The organism is Janibacter limosus NBRC 16128 (assembly GCF_001570985.1).
GTDB classification, from domain to species: Bacteria; Actinomycetota; Actinomycetes; order Actinomycetales; family Dermatophilaceae; genus Janibacter; species Janibacter limosus.
Genome location: NZ_BCSS01000003.1, coordinates 15,957 through 36,579, shown reverse-complemented (window position 1 = coordinate 36,579; position 20,623 = coordinate 15,957). Strand labels below are relative to the sequence as shown.

21 protein-coding genes and 1 other RNA gene are annotated in these 20,623 nt (G+C 69.4%); 20 read left to right on the top strand and 2 right to left on the bottom strand.

All coding sequences use genetic code 11. From position 1 onward, the window contains the following. Positions 1-235: 235 nt before the first annotated feature. The 15 genes from JLI01S_RS01740 (at position 236) to ssrA (ending at position 13,720) form a co-directional block, all read left to right on the top strand. On the top strand, positions 236-829 hold the full coding sequence (locus JLI01S_RS01740; protein WP_068258960.1) for an SAF domain-containing protein: 594 nt from the start codon (positions 236-238) through the stop codon (positions 827-829). 60 nt (positions 830-889) lie between these two features. Further along, complete coding sequence (locus JLI01S_RS01735) at positions 890-1,624, top strand: hypothetical protein (protein WP_157074778.1); 735 nt, start codon at positions 890-892, stop codon at positions 1,622-1,624. Continuing rightward, positions 1,621-3,342, top strand: a complete 1,722-nt coding sequence (locus JLI01S_RS01730) for a TadA family conjugal transfer-associated ATPase (RefSeq protein ID WP_068258952.1) — start codon at positions 1,621-1,623, stop codon at positions 3,340-3,342. Before JLI01S_RS01735 ends, JLI01S_RS01730 begins: the two co-directional genes overlap by 4 nt. After that, the gene (locus JLI01S_RS01725) at positions 3,342-4,193 is read left to right on the top strand and encodes a type II secretion system F family protein (protein ID WP_169797270.1); all 852 of its coding nucleotides are present in this window, start codon (positions 3,342-3,344) and stop codon (positions 4,191-4,193) included. Before JLI01S_RS01730 ends, JLI01S_RS01725 begins: the two co-directional genes overlap by 1 nt. Then, positions 4,190-5,080, top strand: a complete 891-nt coding sequence (locus JLI01S_RS01720) for a type II secretion system F family protein (RefSeq protein WP_084349108.1) — start codon at positions 4,190-4,192, stop codon at positions 5,078-5,080. The genes JLI01S_RS01725 and JLI01S_RS01720 overlap by 4 nt, the downstream gene beginning before the upstream one ends. A 52-nt stretch (positions 5,081-5,132) precedes the next feature. Continuing rightward, positions 5,133-5,351: a hypothetical protein gene (locus JLI01S_RS01715; RefSeq protein WP_068258943.1), complete on the top strand. Its 219-nt coding sequence runs from the start codon at positions 5,133-5,135 to the stop codon at positions 5,349-5,351. Positions 5,352-5,358: 7 nt separating this feature from the next. Beyond that, positions 5,359-5,775 carry a TadE/TadG family type IV pilus assembly protein gene (locus tag JLI01S_RS01710; RefSeq protein WP_084349107.1) on the top strand — a complete coding sequence of 139 codons (417 nt, stop codon included), beginning with the start codon at positions 5,359-5,361 and terminating at the stop codon, positions 5,773-5,775. Continuing rightward, positions 5,775-6,191, top strand: a complete 417-nt coding sequence (locus JLI01S_RS01705) for a TadE/TadG family type IV pilus assembly protein (protein WP_068259184.1) — start codon at positions 5,775-5,777, stop codon at positions 6,189-6,191. The genes JLI01S_RS01710 and JLI01S_RS01705 overlap by 1 nt, the downstream gene beginning before the upstream one ends. Before the next feature lie 5 nt (positions 6,192-6,196). Next, positions 6,197-6,619 (top strand): hypothetical protein, encoded by a 423-nt coding sequence (locus JLI01S_RS01700; RefSeq protein ID WP_068258939.1) that lies wholly within the window; start codon positions 6,197-6,199, stop codon positions 6,617-6,619. Next, on the top strand, positions 6,616-9,393 hold the full coding sequence (locus tag JLI01S_RS01695) for a LysM peptidoglycan-binding domain-containing protein (RefSeq protein ID WP_157074777.1): 2,778 nt from the start codon (positions 6,616-6,618) through the stop codon (positions 9,391-9,393). The genes JLI01S_RS01700 and JLI01S_RS01695 overlap by 4 nt, the downstream gene beginning before the upstream one ends. A gap of 99 nt (positions 9,394-9,492) precedes the next feature. Then, on the top strand, positions 9,493-10,326 hold the full coding sequence (gene ftsE, locus JLI01S_RS01690) for a cell division ATP-binding protein FtsE (RefSeq protein WP_068258937.1): 834 nt from the start codon (positions 9,493-9,495) through the stop codon (positions 10,324-10,326). Continuing rightward, positions 10,323-11,237, top strand: a complete 915-nt coding sequence (gene ftsX, locus JLI01S_RS01685) for a permease-like cell division protein FtsX (RefSeq protein ID WP_068258934.1) — start codon at positions 10,323-10,325, stop codon at positions 11,235-11,237. The genes ftsE and ftsX overlap by 4 nt, the downstream gene beginning before the upstream one ends. Before the next feature lie 64 nt (positions 11,238-11,301). Beyond that, positions 11,302-12,705 (top strand): peptidoglycan DD-metalloendopeptidase family protein, encoded by a 1,404-nt coding sequence (locus JLI01S_RS01680; protein ID WP_068258933.1) that lies wholly within the window; start codon positions 11,302-11,304, stop codon positions 12,703-12,705. 91 nt (positions 12,706-12,796) lie between these two features. Further along, complete coding sequence (gene smpB, locus JLI01S_RS01675; RefSeq protein ID WP_068258932.1) at positions 12,797-13,273, top strand: SsrA-binding protein SmpB; 477 nt, start codon at positions 12,797-12,799, stop codon at positions 13,271-13,273. Positions 13,274-13,354: 81 nt separating this feature from the next. After that, positions 13,355-13,720, top strand: a transfer-messenger RNA (tmRNA) gene (ssrA, locus tag JLI01S_RS01670). Between the two features lie 83 nt (positions 13,721-13,803). Here the strand turns inward: ssrA and JLI01S_RS01665 are convergent. Both JLI01S_RS01665 and trxA read right to left on the bottom strand, forming a co-directional pair. Beyond that, the gene (locus tag JLI01S_RS01665; RefSeq protein WP_068259173.1) at positions 13,804-13,974 is read right to left on the bottom strand and encodes a CsbD family protein; all 171 of its coding nucleotides are present in this window, start codon (positions 13,972-13,974) and stop codon (positions 13,804-13,806) included. A 91-nt stretch (positions 13,975-14,065) separates the two neighbouring features. Next, positions 14,066-14,437: a thioredoxin gene (trxA, locus tag JLI01S_RS01660; protein ID WP_068259170.1), complete on the bottom strand. Its 372-nt coding sequence runs from the start codon at positions 14,435-14,437 to the stop codon at positions 14,066-14,068. Positions 14,438-14,959: 522 nt separating this feature from the next. Here trxA and JLI01S_RS01655 point away from each other — a divergent pair. From JLI01S_RS01655 to JLI01S_RS01635, 5 genes are all read left to right on the top strand, one after another. Next, positions 14,960-17,020 carry a DEAD/DEAH box helicase gene (locus tag JLI01S_RS01655; RefSeq protein WP_245634488.1) on the top strand — a complete coding sequence of 687 codons (2,061 nt, stop codon included), beginning with the start codon at positions 14,960-14,962 and terminating at the stop codon, positions 17,018-17,020. Between the two features lie 9 nt (positions 17,021-17,029). Next, entirely contained in the window at positions 17,030-17,587 is a 558-nt protein-coding gene (locus JLI01S_RS01650; RefSeq protein WP_068258927.1) for a YqgE/AlgH family protein, read from the top strand. Between the two features lie 60 nt (positions 17,588-17,647). Then, positions 17,648-17,965: a DUF3039 domain-containing protein gene (locus tag JLI01S_RS01645; RefSeq protein WP_068259165.1), complete on the top strand. Its 318-nt coding sequence runs from the start codon at positions 17,648-17,650 to the stop codon at positions 17,963-17,965. 6 nt (positions 17,966-17,971) lie between these two features. Next, positions 17,972-18,766 (top strand): thioesterase family protein, encoded by a 795-nt coding sequence (locus JLI01S_RS01640; protein ID WP_068258925.1) that lies wholly within the window; start codon positions 17,972-17,974, stop codon positions 18,764-18,766. Between the two features lie 73 nt (positions 18,767-18,839). Then, a complete protein-coding gene (locus JLI01S_RS01635; RefSeq protein ID WP_068258923.1) occupies positions 18,840-20,600 on the top strand; it encodes a DEAD/DEAH box helicase in 1,761 nt (586 codons plus the stop codon). Positions 20,601-20,623: the final 23 nt, after the last annotated feature.

The following is a 20,623-nucleotide window of genomic DNA, read 5'->3' as shown; positions in this document are numbered from 1 at the left end:
CTGGAGGATCGTGGACTGGCAACACTTCAGTTCACCACATCACCATAGGATGCGCACGTTCGTGAATTGTGCCGACTCGCGTTGAGGCGCAGGTTTGGTTACCGTCAGCGCGTTGACGCTGGACAAGCAGGGGGAGCGCCACCAGATGACCGTAGGACCGCAGATCGAGGCTTCAGCGCCTCCAGCTGGACCATCCGCACCCGAGCAGGTCGGGGCCGTCAAGCCTCGCCGCAACATGCGTCTGGTACTCCTCGGCGTGGCTCTCGCCGTGGTCTTCGCGCTCCTGGCCGTCTGGGCCGTCAACCGAGCGGGCGAGGCCCGCAGCGTCGTGGTCGTCATCCACGACGTACGGGCAGGCGACCGCATCGAGTCCTCGGACCTCGCCACGACCCAGCTGCGTGGAGGCGACGAGGTGCAGACCGTGCCGGGCTCCAAGCTCAGTTCGCTCGTCGGCAAGCGGGCCGTGCAGTCGATGCCCTCCGGCAGCCTCGTCAGCGAGTCCGACTTCGCCAATCGGATCACCCCCCGCTCCGGCGATGCCGTCGTTCCCATCCCCGTCACCTCTGGCCAGTACCCCGCGAGCGGACTCCAGCGAGGTGACGTCATCCGCGTGGTCGTGACAGGTGGGGGCCAGAGCGTCGAAGGGCTCGAGCCGGGTACCACCTTCAACGGCGTCGTGCTCGCGCTCGGGGATGCTGACGAAAAGGGGACGATGACGGTGGACGTCTCCATCTCGACCACTGACGCGCCCTCAGCCGCTGCGGCTGCCGGCACTGGTCGCATCTCCATCATCAATGTCGCACCGGGCGGCACGGGTCAGGACGGCTGAGTCGTGGCGCTGCACATCCTCACATCCTTGAGCGGATCGCCCGGGGTCACATCGACCGCCATGACCTGGGGACAGATCAGCGACCGGCCGACCCTGATCATCGAGGCCGACCCTGCGGGCGGATCCCCCATGCTGTGCATCGGGTGGGGCGGCACGCACCCGCACAACCGATCGATCCTCGACCTGGCCGTCCACCCTCCCGGCGAGTACGTCGAGCGCATCTGGGAGCTGGCGATCCCGCTGCCCGGCCGTGAGCGACAGGCCTGGCTCGTCCCCACCGTGGGGCTGGCTGCACAGATGCGTTCGCTGATGAGCGTCTTCGGACCGCTCGGCGAAGCCCTGGCACGCATCAGCCGCGACAGTCATGTGGATGTCCTCGTTGACCTCGGCCGGCTCGGGGCGGCGGGTGCCTCGACCCAGTTGTGGCAGCACGCGGACACCGTCCTGCTCTTCACGGACACGACGCTCCAAGCCCTCAACACACTCGCCGTCGGCGCCCCGGCGGTCGTCGACGAGCTGGACGCGATCGGGGCCAGGCACCGGCTAGCGGTCGTGCCCGTCCTCGGCGACGACAAGGGTGCGTCCAACCGCCCCTACGGTGTGCGCGAGATCGCTGGGATCACGGACGGGGTCCCGGTGCTGCCCGGAGTCGCTCGTGACGCCAAGGCTGCCGGCTCGCGCACCTGGGGCAGGCGTGGTCGATACCCGCTCAGCGTCAAGCGACTCATCGCGAGTGTCGACCAGCACGCTCGTGAGGCCCACGACGTGCTGGGTATCCAAGGAGCACCCGCATGAGTTCCAAGTCGACGCCGCCGGAGCCGACCCAGCCGACGGACCTGCCGATCTTCGCCCAGCGCCCGAGGCCCTCCTCACGGTCGCTCGGAGGCTCCACCCCGACCGCCCCTCGGAACTCAGCCTTCCCGCCGCCGCCACCGGCCCCGTACGTCTCCGGTGGACAGGCGAGCTCCCACACCGGCGACCTCGCGCACGAGGCCCCCGAGTCGACGGCTCCCCGCTCGACGCTGCCTGCGAGCCAGCCACCCCCTCCGATCGAGGTCACCACGTCACGGCGCGAGCGGCGCGAGCGTGAGCGTGAGCGGGAGCCCGAGGGCAGCCGTCAGGACCAGATCCGCGATGCCCTCGATCGCCTCAAGGCGGTTGACTGGGCGGCCGTCCAGCACCTGCGCAGCCAGGTCAGTGCCGCGCTGACCCTCGTCTCCGAGGACACCGCCCTCGACGAGTCGCGTCACCGCACGACGGTGACCCGGCTGACGACGCAGGCCCTCGACGACTGGACCCAGGACCGGATCGCGCGCGGCGAAGGCGTCGTGTCGCTTGACACCCAGGCGGCGTTGCGAGGTGCTGTCCTCGACTCGATGTTCGGCGCCGGGCGACTGCAGCCTCTCCTCGACCTGCCGGGGATCGAAAACATCGAGATCGAGGGCCACGACGGTGTCACCCTCGAGTTCAGCGACGGCTCGCTCGAGACCGGCCCGCCGGTGGCCGACAGCGACGCCGACCTCATCACGGAGATCCAGCACATCGCGCGCACCTCCACCACGGGTGAGCGGCAGTTCTCCATGGTGCGGCCATGGCTGCGCCTCGCACTCCCTGACGGCTCGCGCATGGCGGCCGAGGCGTGGCTGTCGCACCGCCCCTCCATCACGATCCGCAAGCACCCGTACATCGACACCGACCTGGCCCAGATGAAGGAGCTGGGTGCGATCGACGACTCGCTCCACGCCTTCCTCTCGGCGGCGATCCGCGCTGGCAAGAACGTCATGGTCTCCGGCGACGCGGGTGCTGGCAAGACCACCCTCGTACGGGCGCTGCTCAACGAGCTGGACCCGCGCGAGCGACTGGCGACCATCGAGGCCCAGTACGAGCTGCTCATGCATCGGCTGCCCGAGCGGCACCACCGGGTGTGGGCGGCAGAGGCGCAGGGCGGCGGTGAGGTCGGTGCCGACGGTCGTCCTGTCGGTGAGGTGACGTTGACCCGCCTCATCGAGCTCAGCCTGCAAAAGAATGTCACCCGCATCGTCGTCGGCGAGGTGGTCGGCGAGGAGGTCATGGCCATGATGGAGGCCATGCAGGGGGGCCGTGGCTCGATCTCGACCGTCCACGCCCACTCGGCCCTCGACACGGTCGAGCGTCTCGTCACCCTCATCACTCGTGCCCGCGGCAATGTCGACACCTCCTTCGGCTACCGCCTCGTCGCGCAAAACGTCGATCTCGTCGTCCACGTCGGGCTGGTCGACGAGTCGCACCTCGACGGCGGCCGCAAGTGGCGGCACGTCGACGAGGTCGTGGCGCTCGAGGTCTCACGCGACACGCACGTGGCCCACACCAGGATCTTCACGCCTGACGAGTTCGGCCGTGCCTGCCCGACGGGTCAGCTGCCCGACTGGATCAGCGATGTCGAGCGGCACGGGTTCGATGCGGGATGGCTGGACCCGGCGGCGAGCACCTGGGGGCCGCCTCCGGAGCTGCTCATCCGGCACAGGGGCACCTGATGAGCGCCCTGGCGATCATCGCCGCGCTGGGCCTGGCCGTGGGCCTGACGCTCATCGCTGCCGGGCTCACCACACCTCCCCCTGCTGCGACCCGCCCGCGTCGCCGTCGCAAGCAGAGCGCGACCTTCAGCGCCGTCGACCGTCGCAACTTCGTCGTCGGTGCGCTCGCGGGCCTGGTGCTGGCCCTCTTCGGCTGGGTCATCGCCCTGATCATCATCCCCGTCTTCGCCGTCGCCCTGCCTTGGCTCATGCGGGTGGACCGGGGCACGACTCCGGAGGACCTCGAGGCCATCGAGGAGTGGGTCCGGTCCCTCTCCGGTGTCATCGGTGCGGGGCAGGGCATCTCCGGGGCGATCATCGCCACACGGGTGTCGTGTCCTGACCGGATCCGCCCCCAGGTGGAGATGCTGATCAGTCGCATCCACGCGCGGCGTCCGCTGACCGACGCTCTCTACGCGTTTGCTGATGACCTCGACAACCAGATCGGAGACTTCGTGTCGACGGCCCTCATCCAGGCCGCCCAGCACGAGGGTGCTGGCCTGCGCGAGGCACTCAGCGGGATCGCCGCCGACGTGACCGAGGAGGTGCGGGCGCGTCGTGACATCGAGGCCTCGCGCTCGGGCGCACGCACCCAGGCCCGACTCATCACCGTAGTCGTCATCGCGGTCCTCGGGCTCTTCGTCTTCGTCACTCCCGTCGGGGCGCAGTACCGCTCCCCGGACGGACAGGCCGGACTCTTCATCCTGTCCTTGCTCTTCCTGGGGGCCCTGTACTGGCTCAAGAGAGTCGCCACGGTCAAGCCCCTGGCCCGGTTCCTCGTCCGTCCTGCTTCGTCGGAGCCCCAGCGATGAGCCCGCTCGTCATGGCCATGGCGATCTCGGCCGTCGTCGGCATCGCCATCGCTCTCGTCGTCGCCGGCCTCACCCCATCTCGGCCGGACCTGGCTGCCGCCGTCGAGCGGATGCGCCCGCAGACGCTGCGCTCTGCCCGTGCACCGGACGTGGGGCCGACCGACCGGACACGGACCGAGAGCATCGGGGCCTGGGCGCGTCACCGCGCCGACCGGTACCCGGTCCTGCGGGCCCCGATGGAGGATTTGGAGCTTCTGCAGGTCCCGGTCGAGGAGCACTATGGCAAGAAGGCCATCGCCTCGGGCGCAGCGCTCGTGGGGTGCACGCTGCTCCCCATGGTCATGGGCTTCGGATTCATCATTCCGTTCGGTATCGGTCTGGCCTTCGCAGCCTTCGCGTGGTTCGTCCCTGACCTGACGGTCCGTGACCGCGCCAAGGACAGCCGCGAGGACTTCGCCTACGCGGCCGTCTCCTACCTGCGACTCGTGGCCATCGCCAGACGCGCCGGGCTGGGTCTCGTCGCATCACTCGACTCGGCGGCGCACAAGTCCGACTCATGGATGTTCGTGCGCATCCGCGAGGAGCTGCGCCTGGCGCGCTGGTCCGGTGAGACCTCGTGGGACGCCTTGGACCGACTGGCCGGACGGACCAAGGTGCCTGAGCTGAAGGAGGTCGCGGACATCATCCGTCTGGCCAATGACTCGGGCGCGAGCGTCAGCGACAACCTGCTCGCGCGCGCCGCGTCGATGCGCGACCGCCTGCTCACCCGGGAGCAGACGGCCGCAAACGCCGCCACGAGCTCGATGGGGATCCCCCTCGCCGTGCTCGCCGTGCTCTTCCTCATCGCCATGCTCGTCCCCGCTGCCATGCAACTCTCGCCGGGCTGAACCGCTCGGCCTTCGGCACACTAGATTCCAGAACACCACCCAGGAGGAAACGATGATCCGCTTGTTCGCCATGATGTCCATGATGTGCATGCTCCCCGTCCGACGTCTCGACCGCGCACTCGAGGCCCGAGGCCAGGACGCGGAAGCTGGCCTGACCACTCTCGAGTACGTCATCCTCGGCGCCCTCGTCCTGGCTGTCGTCGTCACCGTCGCAGCCGTCATCACCGGCAACCTCGAGGGCTGGGCCGACCGGATCCCGTCAGCTCCCTGATCGGGCGATGTCAGTGACACGTCGACGGCCACCGGCGCCGCCCCCCTTCGATCGGCTTCGTGCCGAGTCGGGAGTGGTGGCGCTCGAGGGCGCCATCATGGCGCCGGTCGTCATCCTCGCGACGATGATCATCGTCCAGGCGGCGTGCTATTTCATGGCCAACACGACGGCGACCAATGCCGCCCAGATCTCGGCCGAGATGGCTCGGGTGCGGGGGGCGACGGACGCCGATGGAGAGCGGGCCGGCCGTGACTACCTGTCACAGGTCGACGCGATGTCCGACGCGCGGATCAGCGTCACTCGGTCCGACGGACGGGTCACGGCGACCGTGACGGCCCCGGCGCCGTCCATCGTGCCGCTCGTCCCGATGCCGGACGTGCGCTCCGAGATCAACGCCCCGGTCGAGCGGGTGACCCGCCCGTGATGCGCTCGGACGACGGCAACATCTCCCTCGAGATGGCGATCTGTGCCCCGCTCCTCCTGGGCATGCTCGTCCTCGTGGGGATGTTCGGGCGCACCGCGACGGCCAACTCCCACGTCGACGGGGCGGCCTTCAGCGCCGCTCGTGCCGCGTCCCTCGAGCGCAGCGGAGGAGCGGCTCAGACGGCCGGTGCGTCAGCAGCGCGCGACTACCTCGATCAGCAGGGCCTGTCCTGCGAAAACATGAGTGTCTCCATCGACACGAGTGGGTTCTCGGCGCCAGTGGGGACATCGAGTCAGGTGCGGGCCGAGGTCTCCTGCCGGGTGCCGCTGTCCGACCTGGCTGTTCTCGTCCCGACAGGGGACAAGACCTTCACAGGCGTGGCCGTCAGCCCCATCGACCGCTACCGAGGAAGGTGAGTCACGTGCACGACATGACTCGACGGCTCTCTGACGAGAGCGCGTATGTCGCCGTGTGGACCGTCGTCATCGGCAGCGCACTCATGCTGGCCGGCGGCGTCGTCTACGACTCTGCGGACAAGGCCAACGAGTCACGGAGGGTGACCCTCGTGGCCAACGAGGCGGGCAGAGCTGCCGCCCAGGAGGTGTCCTCAGAGGTCATTGCCGGCACCTCGGCGAATGTCGATCCCTCGCGAGCTGCACAGGCGGCCCGCGACTATCTGGCTGCCACGGGCATCCGCGGCGACGTGAGCGTCAGCGGCAGCACGGTGACGGTGACGGCGTCGCAAGAGTGGTCGCCCAAGGTCATGCCGGTGCTCCAGCCTGACACCCTGACCGCGACCTCCGTGGTGGACCTGGAGAGGGTCGACCCCGGGACCGCGCCGTGACCCGCATGCCCCAGAGATCACGAGGGCAGGTGCTCCTGCGGGGACTGCTCTCGCTCATCGGCATCGTCCTCATCCTCGTCGGGCTGCCCGCAGCGCTGGTCGTGCTCGGGGGCAACCCCCTTCCTGCAGAAGTCCCGACGCTGACGCAGCTGGTGGACGCCCTCAGCCGCCCCGATGACGGGACGCTGCTCATCGGCATCATCACCGTCGTCGGCTGGTTGGTGTGGGCCACGTTGGCGCTGTCCTTCGTCGTCGAGATCCCAGCAGCGGTGCGGGGCGTCCCGGCACCGCGTCTACCGGGCCTGTCGTGGCAGCAGGGACGAGCCGCCGCCATGACCGGTGCCGTGGTCGCCATGCTGGCCATGGGTGCCGGTGTCGGCGCCACGCCCGCAGGCGCCGACACAGGGGTGAGTGCGCCGACCGCCACGACCTCGTCGACCGCTCAGCAGGTCACCGCCAGCACCTCCGCGATCATGGCGGGCAGCACCAGCGTGGGCGACGACACCGCTTCCGGAGGAGCCGAAGGGCATGTCGTCACCGTGCGCTCCGGCGACACCTTGTGGGACATCGCCGACCGTGAGCTCGGGGACGCAGAGCGATACCCCGAGCTCGTCGAGTCATCACAGGGCCTGCCCCAGCCCGATGGCGGTCAACTCACCACCGCGGACGACATCCGCCCCGGGTGGCAGATCATGATCCCGACGCAGACGCAGGCTCCTGCACCAGCCCCCGCCGTACCTGCGAGCACGACCTCCGTGGCGTCGGAGCTGGACGATGCGATGAGCAACGCTGACGGCGGGGCTCCGTCCTCCGCGGACTCCGCCCAGATCGCGCAGGTCTCGACCTCCGACACCCCCGACCAGCCAGCGACGCGGCCCGGCACGCGATCGCACGTGAGCGCGTCCGGGCTCGGATCGGCGCCCGTGGCGCCGGAGCACGAGGTCACCATCCAGGAGCAGCAGGGCCCATCGGCGACGACGGGCCTCGGACTGCTGGCAGGTGCCGGTGTCCTGGCCTTCGTGGAGGCCCGGCGGCGGCGCCAGCGCAGGAGCCGGTTGCCCGGATGGCGCATCGTGCTGCCCTCGGATGCGGCATCCCGTGCCGAGGCGTGGCTGCGGGCAGGGGCGGACGCCCCCGGTCACGCGGACCTCGACGCTGCTCTCGCTGACCTTGCGGCCCGCTGCGCCCCAGGGCGCCTCCCGTCCTTGCGCGCAGCGCGTCTCGGCGACACCGAGATCGAGGTGTACATCGTCGAGGAACATCTCGAGCTGCCCGCGCCATGGGTCGCCGCCGGTGGCGGCACCTGGGTGCTCGAGCGGCGCCATGTCACGGGGCCGGCGCGGCCGCTCCCGACCCCATGGCCGGCGCTGGTGATGATCGGCGAGGACGAGGCCCACGCCCGGATCTTCATGAACCTCGACGAGATCGGGATCCTCGAGCTGCATGGTGACGACCCCGGCACGGAGGCGGTCCTCACGGCGCTTGCCGTCGATCTGGCGACCTCGGAGCAGGTCCGAGGTCAGGTCACGGTCGTGGGCGCGCTGGCTGAGCTCGCCACGGCCGTCGGTGGGTCTCGTCTCACGTACCTTCCCGACGTGGACGAGGTGCTCACGCGGCTGGAGGGTCGCTCCGGTACCAGCGGGGCGGACCCAGAGATCCTGCTCATCGCCTCCACGCCGAGCCAGGGGGACGTGTCACGTCTGCGCGCCTTGGTGGCGGGGGCGCCCAAGGGCTCCTTGTCGGTCGTCTCCACGAGCCGCGGTCTGAGCGACTGGTCCCTCGACGTCGAAGGGCGTCACGAGGGCCTGTCCGCCGTCCTGGCGCCCGTCGGGATGGCTCTGCGCCCAGCGGCACTCAGCCGTCCCGGCTACGACGAGCTCCTCGAGCTGCTCACCTCCACCTCGCAACCGAGCGTGCCCGGTCCGGCCTGGACGGCCGGGGCCGACCTCGACCCGCTGACGCTCGCCACGGTGCCTCGCCGCCGGCTCCAGACACAGTCGGGCGCGGTCGACGACGCCACGACCAATGTCTCCCAACTGCAGACCGGGCGCTCACCCCAGGTGCGTGTCCTCGGCCAGGTCCAGGTGACCGGTCACGGCCCGCGACCGGACGACGAGGCCCTGGCCACGGAGCTGGCGACGCTCCTTGCCCTGCACCCCGGGTCGGACATCGCGGGTGTGACCGCGGCACTCGGAGTGGCCGCGCACACCGCCTCCCAGTCCGTGGAGGCCGTCGACCAGTGGCTCGGCTCGTCGGGCACGCCCGGCATCAGCACATCCTCAGGCGGCCTCGTGCTCCCCGGGACGCTCCTCGACTGGCAGCAGCTGCGGACGCTGGTGGGGCCCGCGGTCGCGACCGCGGACTCGAGCAGTGTGCGTGCTGCCCTGACCCTCGTGACGGGCTCTCCCTTCGGCGGGACACCGCCAAAGCGCTACGGCTGGGCCGCGGCGGACCGCTGGGAGATCTGTGCTGCCGTTGCGGACATCGCACACGAGCTCGCCCAGCGATGCCTGCGCGAAGGTGACCCCGACGGCGCCTCGTGGGCGGCTGCCAAGGGGCTCCTCGCGGAGCCGGTGAGCGAGACCCTGTGGCGGGACGCACTCCACGCGTCGTGGCAGAGCGAGCGCACCGACCGGGTCCGCGACACCACCACTGCTGCCCGACGCACCCTGGAGGACCTGGGCCCACTCGCGGACGAGACGACACGTGCCGTGCAGCAGATGGCGGTCCGAGCATCAACCGACAGCGCCGTGACGCTGCGTCCGCAGGCCTAACGCGCCGAGGTCACGGGGGTGTCACGAGGCCACGCCTCAGCGGCATATCCTGCAGGCGGCCGTTTACCCCCTTCGTCCCGCTGAGGCCCCGAGCACCTGATGATCCGTTTTGAGAACGTCACCAAGCGATACCCCAACCAGAGCCGCCCAGCGCTCGACGGGATCGACCTCAACATCGAGCGTGGAGAGTTCGTCTTCGTCGTCGGCGCGTCCGGCTCGGGCAAGTCGACCCTCGTGCGGCTGACGATCCGCGAGGAGGTCGTCAGCTCCGGCCGCCTGCTCGTCGGTGGTCACGACCTGCGCCGCATGCCGCAGCGCAAGGTGCCGCAGCTGCGCCGCCAGGTGGGCACGATCTTCCAGGACTTCCGTCTGCTGCCCAACAAGACGGTCCAGCAAAATGTCGCGTACGCGCTGCAGGTCATCGGCCGCCCACGTCGTGCCATCCGCGCGCTGGTCCCCGAGACCCTCGAGCTGGTCGGCCTCGCCGGTATGGAAAAGCGGATGCCGCACGAGCTCTCCGGTGGCGAGCAGCAGCGCGTCGCCATCGCTCGCGCGGTGGTCAACAAGCCGCCGGTCCTGCTCGCCGACGAGCCGACCGGCAACCTCGACCCCGCGACCAGCCTCGACATCGTCCGGCTGCTTCGCCGCATCCACGACTCCGGCACGACCATCGTCATGGCCACCCATGACAATGTCATCGTCGACGAGCTGCAAAAGCGCGTCATCGAGCTCGAGGGCGGCCAGATCGTCCGCGACGAGGAGGGCGGCAGCTACGTGCCCAAGGCCGTCGACACCCGCGACCTCGAGGAGCACGAGACCGAGCGCGAGGATGCCGTGGGCGAAGGGAGCGGCCCGCCGCCCGAAGACCGCCCCATCGGTGAGGTGAGTGCCCTCGACGCCTGGGACGACGACGCGGAGGACCTGCTGCGATGAAGCCTTCTGTTTTCGCCGACGCCTGGGAGGGCCTGCGGCGCAACAAGTCGATCGCCGTCTCGGTGATCCTCGTGACGATGATCTCGCTGTACCTGCTCGGGGTGGGCCTGCTCGCCCAGCGACAGGTCGACCAGATGAAGGGGTACTGGTACGACCGGGTCCAGGTCTCCGTCTACATGTGCACGGGGAACTCCACGCAGCCCAACTGCTCCGGTTCGGACGAGGGTGCGACCCAGGACGAGAAGGACTCGGTGGCCGCGCAGCTGGAGGAGATGAAGCCGCTGGTCAAGGAGGTCTACTACGAGTCCGAGCAGGAGGCCTTCGACCGCTTCAAGGAGGACTACAAGAACTCCCCGCTCGCCAGCAACATCCGCGTCGGTGACATCCCGCCGAGCTATCGGGTGCAGCTGAGTGACCCGGAGGAGTTCGACACCGTGGCATCAGCCTTCGAGGGCGCCCCCGGCGTCGCGAGCGTGCCCAACCTGCGCCAGGTCTTCGCGCCGCTCTTCCGTGCGATCAACATCATCACGGGTGTGATGATCGGCCTGGCTGCGCTCACCCTGATCTCGGCCGTGCTGCTCATGGCCACGACCATCCGACAGGCCGCGTTCACCCGTCGCCGCGAGATCGCGATCATGAAGCTCGTCGGTGCGTCCAACCGCACGATCCGTACCCCCTTCATCATCGAGACGGTGGCCTCGGGTCTCCTCGGGGCGGTGATGGCGGTCGGCCTGCTGTGGGTGTCGGCGTGGGCGCTCTTCGACAAATACCTGCTCGACCAGCCGAGCTCCGGCACCGCCTTCATCTCGACGGCGGACGTGTGGGTCATCGCCCCCTTCCTGCTCGTCGGGGTGGTGCTGATCGCCGTCGGGACGTCGACGGTGACCCTCTGGCGTTATTTGCGGGTCTGACGGGCCACGCCGAACTCATCCGGATGCTGTCGTCCGGAAGGATTCGTGGCTACCGTTGTCTCCGATGCAGCGCCCCTCCCGTCCCCAGGCCTCCCGTCGGACCCGTGCTCTCACGGGTGCGGCCTTGTCGCTGTGCCTCCTGGCAGGCGCCGGTCACGCGTTCGCGGCTGACCCCGACCCCGAGACGCAAAAGGGTCAGGTAGATCAGGACCTCAAGGACGCCCAAGGGGACCTGCACGACACCTCCAACGAGCTGGTCGCCGCCTACAGCGATCTGCGGGCGACGCGCAAGAAGCTCCCCGGGGCGCGCAGCGCAGCGGCGTCGGCAGAGCGCGCGGAGACGACGGCGCAGGGGGAGTACGACGACGCCGTCGCCGCCTATGACCTGGCCAAGGCCAACGAGGACAAGGCTGAAAAAGAGCTGAAGTCGACCAGCACCAAGATCACCACGTCGCGTCGGGCCGTTGCCAACTTCGCCGGGCAGGTCTACCAGCAGCAGGGCCTGGGGACGATGTCGGTGGTCGTCGGGAGCGAGGACCCCAGCGCCTTCGTCGACAAGATGATCATGGCGGAGGCCGTCGGTGACACCCAGAGCTCTGCGCTCGAGGAGCTGAGCACCTCCAAGGCCAACCTCGTGTCCACGGGGGACCGGTTGGAGGCCCTGCGAGAGAAGACCAAGGACGCCAAGAGCACGAAGCAGACCACGCTCACGGCAGCGAAGGATGCGAGCACCAAGGCGGATGCCAAGCAGGCCGACCTGGAGTCGCTCGAGCAGGACCAGAAGAGCCAGTCGGCGACACTGAGCCGCGAGAAGAAGAAGGACCAGAAGCGGGTCGACAGCCTGCAGGCCCAGTCCGACAAGCTGACCAAGGTCCTCGAGGAGCGTGCCCGCAAGGCCCGCGTCCGTGAGGCAGCGATCCAGAAGGCCCGCAAGGAGCAGGAGCAGCGGGAGGCCGACGCGCGGGCCCGCGCTGCCCGGGCCACCCCGAAGCGGGGCAGCGACTCGTCGTCCTCGTCCCCCGGCCCCAGCGCGCCTGCTGACCCCAATCCGCCGGCGCCGTCCAGCAGCGGTGTGCTGCAGGCGCCGAGCACGGCACCCGTCAGCTCGGAGTTCGGGCTGCGCTTCCACCCCATCCACCACACGTGGCGATTGCACGCCGGGCGCGACTACGCGGGCAACTGTGGCAGCCCGATCTACGCCGCGGACAGCGGCACGGTCATCTCGGCGCTCCCGCCGGGGTCCACCGGTGGGTACGGCAACCAGGTCGTCATCGACCACGGGGTCAAGCGCGGCTCCTCGCTGGCCACGACCTACAACCACCTGCAGTCCTTCGCGGTCCGCAGTGGTCACGTCTCCCGTGGTCAGATCATCGGCTATGTGGGCACCACAGGCAGCTCGACCGGCTGTCACCTGCACTTCGAGACCCGCGAAAACGGAACCCCTGTCGATCCCCGCGGTTGGCTCTGAGCCGTCGCCTGCGACAAACCGGCGGGACTCCCGCCGGGGTCACGGGGTACCGTGGCCCGTCAGCACGTCGGACCTGCGAAGGGGGAGCACCATGGCCAAGAAGACCACCCAGGGCGAGCTCGTCGTCGCGCGCAACCGCAAGGCCCGCCACGACTACCTCATCGAGGACACGTACGAGGCCGGCCTCGCGCTCATGGGGACCGAGGTCAAGGCCCTGCGCATGGGCCGGGCCAGCCTGACTGATGGATTCGCGATCTTCTACGGCGATGAGCTCTACCTCGAGGGGGTCCACATCCCCGAGTACGTGCAGGGCACGTGGACCAACCACACTCCGCGTCGCCGCCGCAAGCTGCTCCTGCACCGCTCCGAGCTGGACAAGATGGCGGTCAAGGTCCAGGGGAGTGGTCGCACGATCGTGCCGCTGTCCCTGTACTTCAAGAACGGCCGGGCCAAGGTGGAGATCGCCGTGGCGACGGGTAAGCGCGAGTACGACAAGCGACATGCACTGCGCGAGCGTCAGGACCGTCGCGAGACCGATCGGGCCATTTTCGGCCGCGGGCGAGACTGACCGCGGGAATGCGTTTGGCCCCTCGCGCTGTTGAGGGGATACTGAGTGACACAACTCAACAGCGTGACGTGTTCATTCCATGGGGGTGATCGGTTTCGACATTGGCCGGTCCTTCAGGAGAAGCGGGTCGAGGATGCACGGTTATCTCGTAAACGCTCCGTGCAAACTAATAGGTGCCGATTCCAAGCGCACCGACTTCGCCCTCGCCGCCTGAGCGAGCCCGAAGTCCGTTGGCCTAGGTTTGATCTCGACCTAGTTCCCAGCGTCAGCTAGAGATCTTGCTGCGTCGTCATGTCGGGGGACGGCGCGGGACTCTTACTCGACTGGGCCTGTCGGGGAACGTGTGCGCGCGAGCCCCGGGGCCGAGAAAATCCATAGCGCACTGCACCCGGAGAAGTCCTGTTCGTCTGTCAGTGGACGCGGGTTCGATTCCCGCCACCTCCACCATCTTGGGCACGTCACGCACCGCAACGCCGAAGGGCGGGACCGTCACGGTCCCGCCCTTCGTGTGTTCGTGCTGGATCAGAGGATCACTTGAAGGCGTCCTTGACCTTTTCGCCAGCGGCCTTCAGGTCGCCCTTGGTCTCCTGTGCCTGACCCTCGGCCTGCATCTGCTCGTCATCGGTCGCGTCGCCCGCAGCGCCCTTGGCCTTGCCAGCGAGCTGGTCCTTCGAGTTTTCGATCTTGTCGCCGATACCCATGGAGTCCTCCTGGTGGTGGGTGGTCTTCCACGCAACCACAGGTTGCGCTCCAGCGCCACCTCTCGACGGGAGGAACGGGCGAAGGGAGAAGTCAGCCAGCGGACTCGTTGGCGGCGACCTGCGCCTTGACCTCGTCCATGTCGACTCCCTCGACGGCGTCGAGCAATTGCTCGAACTGCGCCTTGGGCAGGGCGCCAGCGCTCTGGTGCAGGAGGATCCCGTCGCGGAATGCCATGAGGGTGGGGACGGACGAGACATTGGCCAGCGACGCCAGCTCAGGGTTGTCGTCGATGTCGACCTTGGCGAAGGTGACGTCCTCGCGGTTGTCCGCGGCGGCCTCGAAGACAGGGGCGAACTGGCGGCACGGTCCGCACCAGCTGGCCCAGAAGTCGACGATGACTGTGCCTTCGCCGGTGACTGTGGAGCGGAAACTCTCGAGATCGAGATCGGTGATCTTGCTCATGAACTCCACCATAGGCCGACCGGTGCGCGGACGACGAAGTGTGGTGTGTTGTGCTGGCCCGCGTGGCCGCCCGAACCGAACGTCGTTGGCTGGTCCCCGGTGCGCTGGGGGCCGTCTGCGTCCTGCAGCTGATCGTGCTCTATGCCCCGGAGGCGCCAGGGCCGCCGTCGCCGATCCCCAACAGCGACAAGCTTGTTCATGCCCTGGTCTTTGCCCTGCCGGTCCTCGTCGCTGGGCTCGGTGGACGTCGTTGGTGGCCGCGGGTGGCAGTGGTGTGCGCGCTCCACGCGCCTGGGAGTGAAGTCATCCAGCAGGTGGCCCTGAGCCAGCGCTCTGGGGATCCCTGGGACGTCGTGGCCGATCTCGTCGGTGTCGGGCTCGCCTCAATAGGGGTACTATTAGTGGTTCGGCGACTCCGGCGTCGCCGCACTGAGAAACTCGCACGTTCGCTTCCGACCTGAGATGTCGCCCGCGCCCTTGTGTGCGGGTTTACCCATTTCAGAGACGAACGAAGGATCATCTGTGCCTGCGAAGAAGAAGCCCCGTTGGACCACCTCCCAGAAGAACACGGCGAAGAAGTCCAACCCCAAGGGCCCCAAGAAGGCGCACCACCGGGGGCAGGCGCCCACTGACGCCCCCCCGCGCTCCAAGGACCGCTGGCGTGAGCGCGACGACGCGACCGGTGGCGAGCGCCCCAAGCGCGTGCGTCGCGACGGCACCGAGGATCACGGTCAGCGCGGCTGGGAGCGTCGCGAAGACCGCGGTGGCTTCCAGCGCCGCGAGGACCGCGGTGGTTACCAGGGTCAGCGTCGTGACAGCCAGGGTGATGACCGTCGTGGTGGTTACCAGCGCCGCGATGACCGCAATGACGACCGTGGTGGGTTCCAGCGTCGCGAGGACCGTGGTGGTTACCAGGGTCAGCGTCGTGACAGCCAGGGTGATGACCGTCGTGGTGGTTACCAGCGCCGCGATGACCGCAGCGAGGACCGCGGCGGCTTCCAGCGTCGCTCGGGCTCGGAGGATCGGCGCCGTGGCCCCGCGCCGCGCTTCGACCGTGAACAGACCGGCGGCCGTCCGGCGCGTTGGCAGCGCGACGGTGACGACGCCCGTCGCGGTTCGGCGCCGCGCTTCGAGCGTGAGCAGAACCGCCGTGGCTTCGCACCCCGTCACGACCAGACCGAGGACCCGGAGGCACTGCGCCAGGAGGCCGACACCTGGACCTCCTCCGCACGCTCCTCGGTGAGCGGTCCGGTCGAGGTCGCGCAGGACAACGGCTTCGCCGCACTCGGTGTGCCCGATGTGCTCGTGGAGCGGCTGGCTCGCGAGGGCATCACCACTCCCTTCGCCATCCAGGAAGCCGCCCTGCCCGACGCGCTCGCCGGCAAGGACGTGCTCGGTCGCGGTCAGACCGGATCCGGCAAGACGCTGGCCTTCGGCCTGCCGATGCTGGCCCGGCTCTCCGGCGGTCGTGCCCGCAGCCGCAAGCCCCGCGCGCTCATCCTCGTGCCCACCCGTGAGCTGGCGATGCAGGTGAGCGACTCCCTCGAGCCGCTCGTCCACGTCTGCGGCCTGCGGATCAAGCTCGTGGCCGGCGGCCTGTCCTACACGGGCCAGACCGCAGCGCTCGACAAGGGCGTCGACGTCCTCGTCGCGACCCCCGGCCGCCTCGTCGACCTGCTCGACCGCGGCGCGCTCACCCTCGACGAGGTCGAGGTGGCCGTCCTCGACGAGGCCGACCACATGGCCGACATGGGCTTCCTGCCCTCCGTCACCCGGATCCTCGACGACTGCGCCCCCGGGGGGCAGCGGCTGCTCTTCTCCGCGACGCTCGACCGTGGTGTCTCCGACCTCGTCGACCGGTACATGACCGACCCGGTCACCCACAACACCAACGACGTCGGTGCCAGCGTCACGACGATGGATCACCACCTGCTCCTCATCGAGCCGCAGCTGAAGAAGCAGATGACGGCGAAGATCGCGGCCCGTCCCGGCCGCACCGTGATCTTCGCGCGGACCAAGCTCGGCTGCGAGCGCATCGCCGGCCAGCTGCGTGAGGAGGGCATCGCCGCTGCGCCGCTGCACGGAGGGCTGACCCAGTCCTCGCGCAACAAGACGATCGGCGCCTTCCGCACGGGGACCCTCCCGGTGCTCGTCGCCACGGACGTCGCGGCACGTGGCATCCACGTCGACAATGTCTCGCTGGTCATGCAGGTCGACCCGCCGGCCGACCACAAGGACTACCTCCACCGCGCTGGTCGCACCGCTCGCGCCGGGGAGAAGGGGAGCGTCGTCACCCTCGTCCTGCCACACCAGCGCAAGGACGTCACCCGCATGGCTGCCCAGGCGGGCCTCGAGGCGCGCCCGATCAAGACCGATCTCGACGCCGAGGTCCTCACGGACATCGGGGCGGTCGAGCCCAGTGGCCAGCCGATCTCGGATGCCGACTTCCGCGCACTGGTCGACCCGCGGCCTGCGCGTCGCCACTCGGGCACCGGTGGCCCCCGTGGTGCGCGTGATCACCGTGGTGGCAACCGTGGTGGCGGCGGTCGCCAGGGTGGCTACCGGGGTCGCCCGCGCGGCTAAGGTCTGAGGATGGACACCTCGCTCGCCGGTCAGCTCCTCGTGGCGACACCGGACCTCACGGACGACCTCTTCGCCCGCAGTGTCGTCCTGGTGCTGCAGCACGACGAGACGACCGCCGAGGGGGTCATCCTCAACAAGCCGCTCGAGACCTCCGTCGACGACGTGCTCCCTGGCTGGCAGGCAGGATCGAGCCTGCCGCAGCGCGTCTTCCAGGGCGGTCCGGTGCAGCTCGACTCCGCGATCGGGCTCGCTGGTCTCCCCGGAGACGCCGATGAACCCCCTGGGGTCAAACGTCTCTTTGGCGCGATCTCCTTGGTCGACCTCGACTCTCCGCAGGAGATCATCTGGCCGCAGGTCAGCGCCCTGCGCATCTTCGCCGGGTACTCCGGGTGGAGCGCCGAGCAGCTCGCCGACGAGCGGGCCAACGGCGGCTGGTACGTCGTCGACAGCGAGGTCGGCGACATCTTCGACGAGGACCCGGCCACCCTGTGGCGTCGTGTCCTGCGACGCCAAGGCGGCTCCTTGGGGTGGGTGTCCACCTTCCCGGTGGACCCGGACCTCAACTGACCCTTCGAGCCAGCTGCTGCGCAACCTCCTCAGGGAGCGGGGCGTCCTAGGATGGGTGGCATGAGCACGCCTGCCGATCCCACCCAGCCCGGTTCTCCGGTCACCGACCCCGGTGGCCCCTCGACGTCGACGGCGGTGCTCGAGCGCACCGAGCCGACCCCGCAGCTGGCCGAGCCCGGTGACCACGAGCGGTTCAGCCACTACGTCCGCAAGGAAAAGATCCTCGAGAGTGCCCTCTCCGGGGAGCCGGTCAAGGCGCTGTGCGGCAAGATGTGGGTTCCCGGGCGGGATCCTGAGAAGTTCCCGATCTGCCCGATCTGCAAGGAGATCTACAACGGGCTGCGCTCCCCGCAGGACGGCGACGGGGACGAGGGCTGATCACGGGTGGGCTCCTTCTACCGTCAGGTCGACGAGCACACCTTCGACTCCCTTCCCTCCACCGCCGGCCCCTGGAGTCCGCGCGCCCAGCACGCCGGTCCTCCGGCAGCCCTGCTGGCCCGCGTGATGGAGCAGCACGAGTCCGCGCCCGGCACGCGGTTGGCCGATGTGCGGTTGGACATCCTCGGACCGATCCCCGTCGCACCACTGACGGTCGAGGTCGAGGTGCTCCGGGGTGGACGATCGATGCAGCTGCTGCAGGCCACCGCGAGCGCGGATGGTCGACCGGCAGCGATCGCTCGCGCGTGGCGCATCACGAGGGCGCCTGAGGACTTCCCCCGCTTGGAGGGGCGTCGTCCCGCGACGCTGGAGCAGGTGCCGGAAGCCGACGGAGACGGCCACCTGCAGATGCCGGGAGCCCACGTGGACGGGTACCTCAAGGCCATCGAGTGGCGCATCGTCTCCGGGGGAGTGGGTGCCGGCGGCACGACCGTGGCCTGGGGCCGACAGCTCGTCCCCCTCGTCGAGGGTGAGGAGCCGACCGGCTGGCAGCGAGCCCTCGTGCTCGCCGACTCCGGGGGCGGCATCACCCTGACGCTCGACCCTCGGCAGCACACCTACATCAACTGCGACCTGCATGTGGCGCTCGACCGTGACCCCGCAGGGGAGTGGGTCCGGATGGACTCGCAGGCGCTCGCCAGCCCCGGGCACGGCGGCACGGTGCACACCACGCTTGCCGACTCCATGGGCGAGCTGGGCACCGGCTTGCAGACCATGGTGGCCATGGACGCCCGACCCTGACCGGGCACGCTGTCGGCGGTCAGCGCGGGCGCCATTCGGTCCTGTCACCGCGGCGATCTACAGTGGCCCTGCGATGAGTCAGTCTGCTGCGTCCAACCTGTCACCCGCCTTCCCCAGGCGGGCGGCGTGGGGTACCGCCGGAGCCCTGCGCGCCTGGCAGGCCGACGCGCTCCAGGGCTATCTCGCCTCCGGACAGAGGGACTACCTCGCGGTCGCGACACCCGGTGCCGGCAAGACGACCTTCGCCCTGAGAGTGGCCGCAGAGCTGCTCTCGGCCGGTGAGATCACCGCAGTGACCGTCGTGGCTCCCACGGAGCACCTCAAGACCCAGTGGGCCGATGCCGCAGCCCGCGTCGGGATCCACCTGGACCCCAAGTTCTCCAACTCCACGGCCGTCACCTCGCGGGACTACGACGGGGTCGCCGTCACCTATGCCCAGGTGGCCTCGCGTCCCTCCGTCCACGAGAGCCGGACCCGGGCTGAGCGCACGCTCGTCATCCTCGACGAGATCCACCACGGTGGTGACAACAAGTCGTGGGGAGACGGCATCCGCCAGGCCTTCGAGCCGGCGGCCCGACGTCTGTCCCTGACGGGGACCCCCTTCCGCTCGGACACCAACCCGATCCCCTTCGTCGGCTACGAGTACGGCGACGACGGCATCCTGCGCTCCAGCAGCGACTACACCTACGGCTACGCCGACGCCCTGCGTGACGGCGTCGTGCGGCCGGTGCTCTTCATGGCCTACGGCGGGGCGATGCGCTGGCGTACCCGAGCCGGCGACGAGGTGGCCGCGCGACTGGGCGAGCCGATGACCAAGGATCTCGTCGCGCAGGCCTGGCGCACCGCGCTGGACCCCAAGGGGGAGTGGATCCCTTCTGTGCTGGCAGCCGCTGACAAGCGCCTGACCGAGGTGCGCCGCGGTGTGCCCGACGCGGGCGCGATGGTCATCGCGACCAACCAGACCCAGGCTCGCGCCTACGCGCGCATCCTCACCGAGATCACCGGCGACAAGCCGACCGTGGTGCTGTCCGACGACACCGGTGCGTCGCAAAAGATCGAGGACTTCTCCGGGAGCACCTCTCGCTGGCTCGTTGCCGTGCGCATGGTCAGCGAAGGAGTCGACGTCCCCCGGCTGTGCGTCGGCGTCTACGCGACATCGACCTCCACGCCGCTCTTCTTCGCGCAGGCCGTCGGGCGCTTCGTGCGGGCACGCGGCCGCGGCGAGACGGCCTGCGTCTTCCTGCCGAGTGTCCCCATCATCCTGGCCCACGCCGGCACCCTCGAGGAGCAGCGCGACCACGCGCTGGACCGTCCCGAGGCGCGAGAGGACGAGGCCCCCCTCTGGTCGGAGGAGGACGGCATGCTCGCGGCGGCCAACCGCAGCGAGGGCGCGAGCGATGACCTGCTCGGTTCCTTCGAGGCGCTGGAGTCCGACGCCCACTTCGACCACGTCCTCTATGACAAGCAGCAGTTCGGGCTGCACGCCGAGGTCGGCTCCGAGGACGAGCAGGACTACCTGGGCCTGCCCGGCCTCCTCGAGCCGGACCAGGTGCACGCCCTGCTGAGCGAGCGCCAGACCAAGCAGTCCAAGCGCACCGGACGCACCCGCAAGGATGACGACGCCCCGATCGCTGCCCACCGGGCCCTGGCTGCCCAGCGCAAGGAGCTCAACAAGCTCGTCGCGGCCTATGCGACCAAGACGGGCTCGCCGCACGCCAACATCCACATGGACCTGCGGCGTGCCTGTGGTGGGCCGGAGCTCGCACAGGCGACGAGCGAGCAGGTCACCGAGCGGATCGAGCGGATCCGTCGTTGGTTCGTGGGCAAGCGCTGATGGACCCCCGGGCTGCGCGCGAG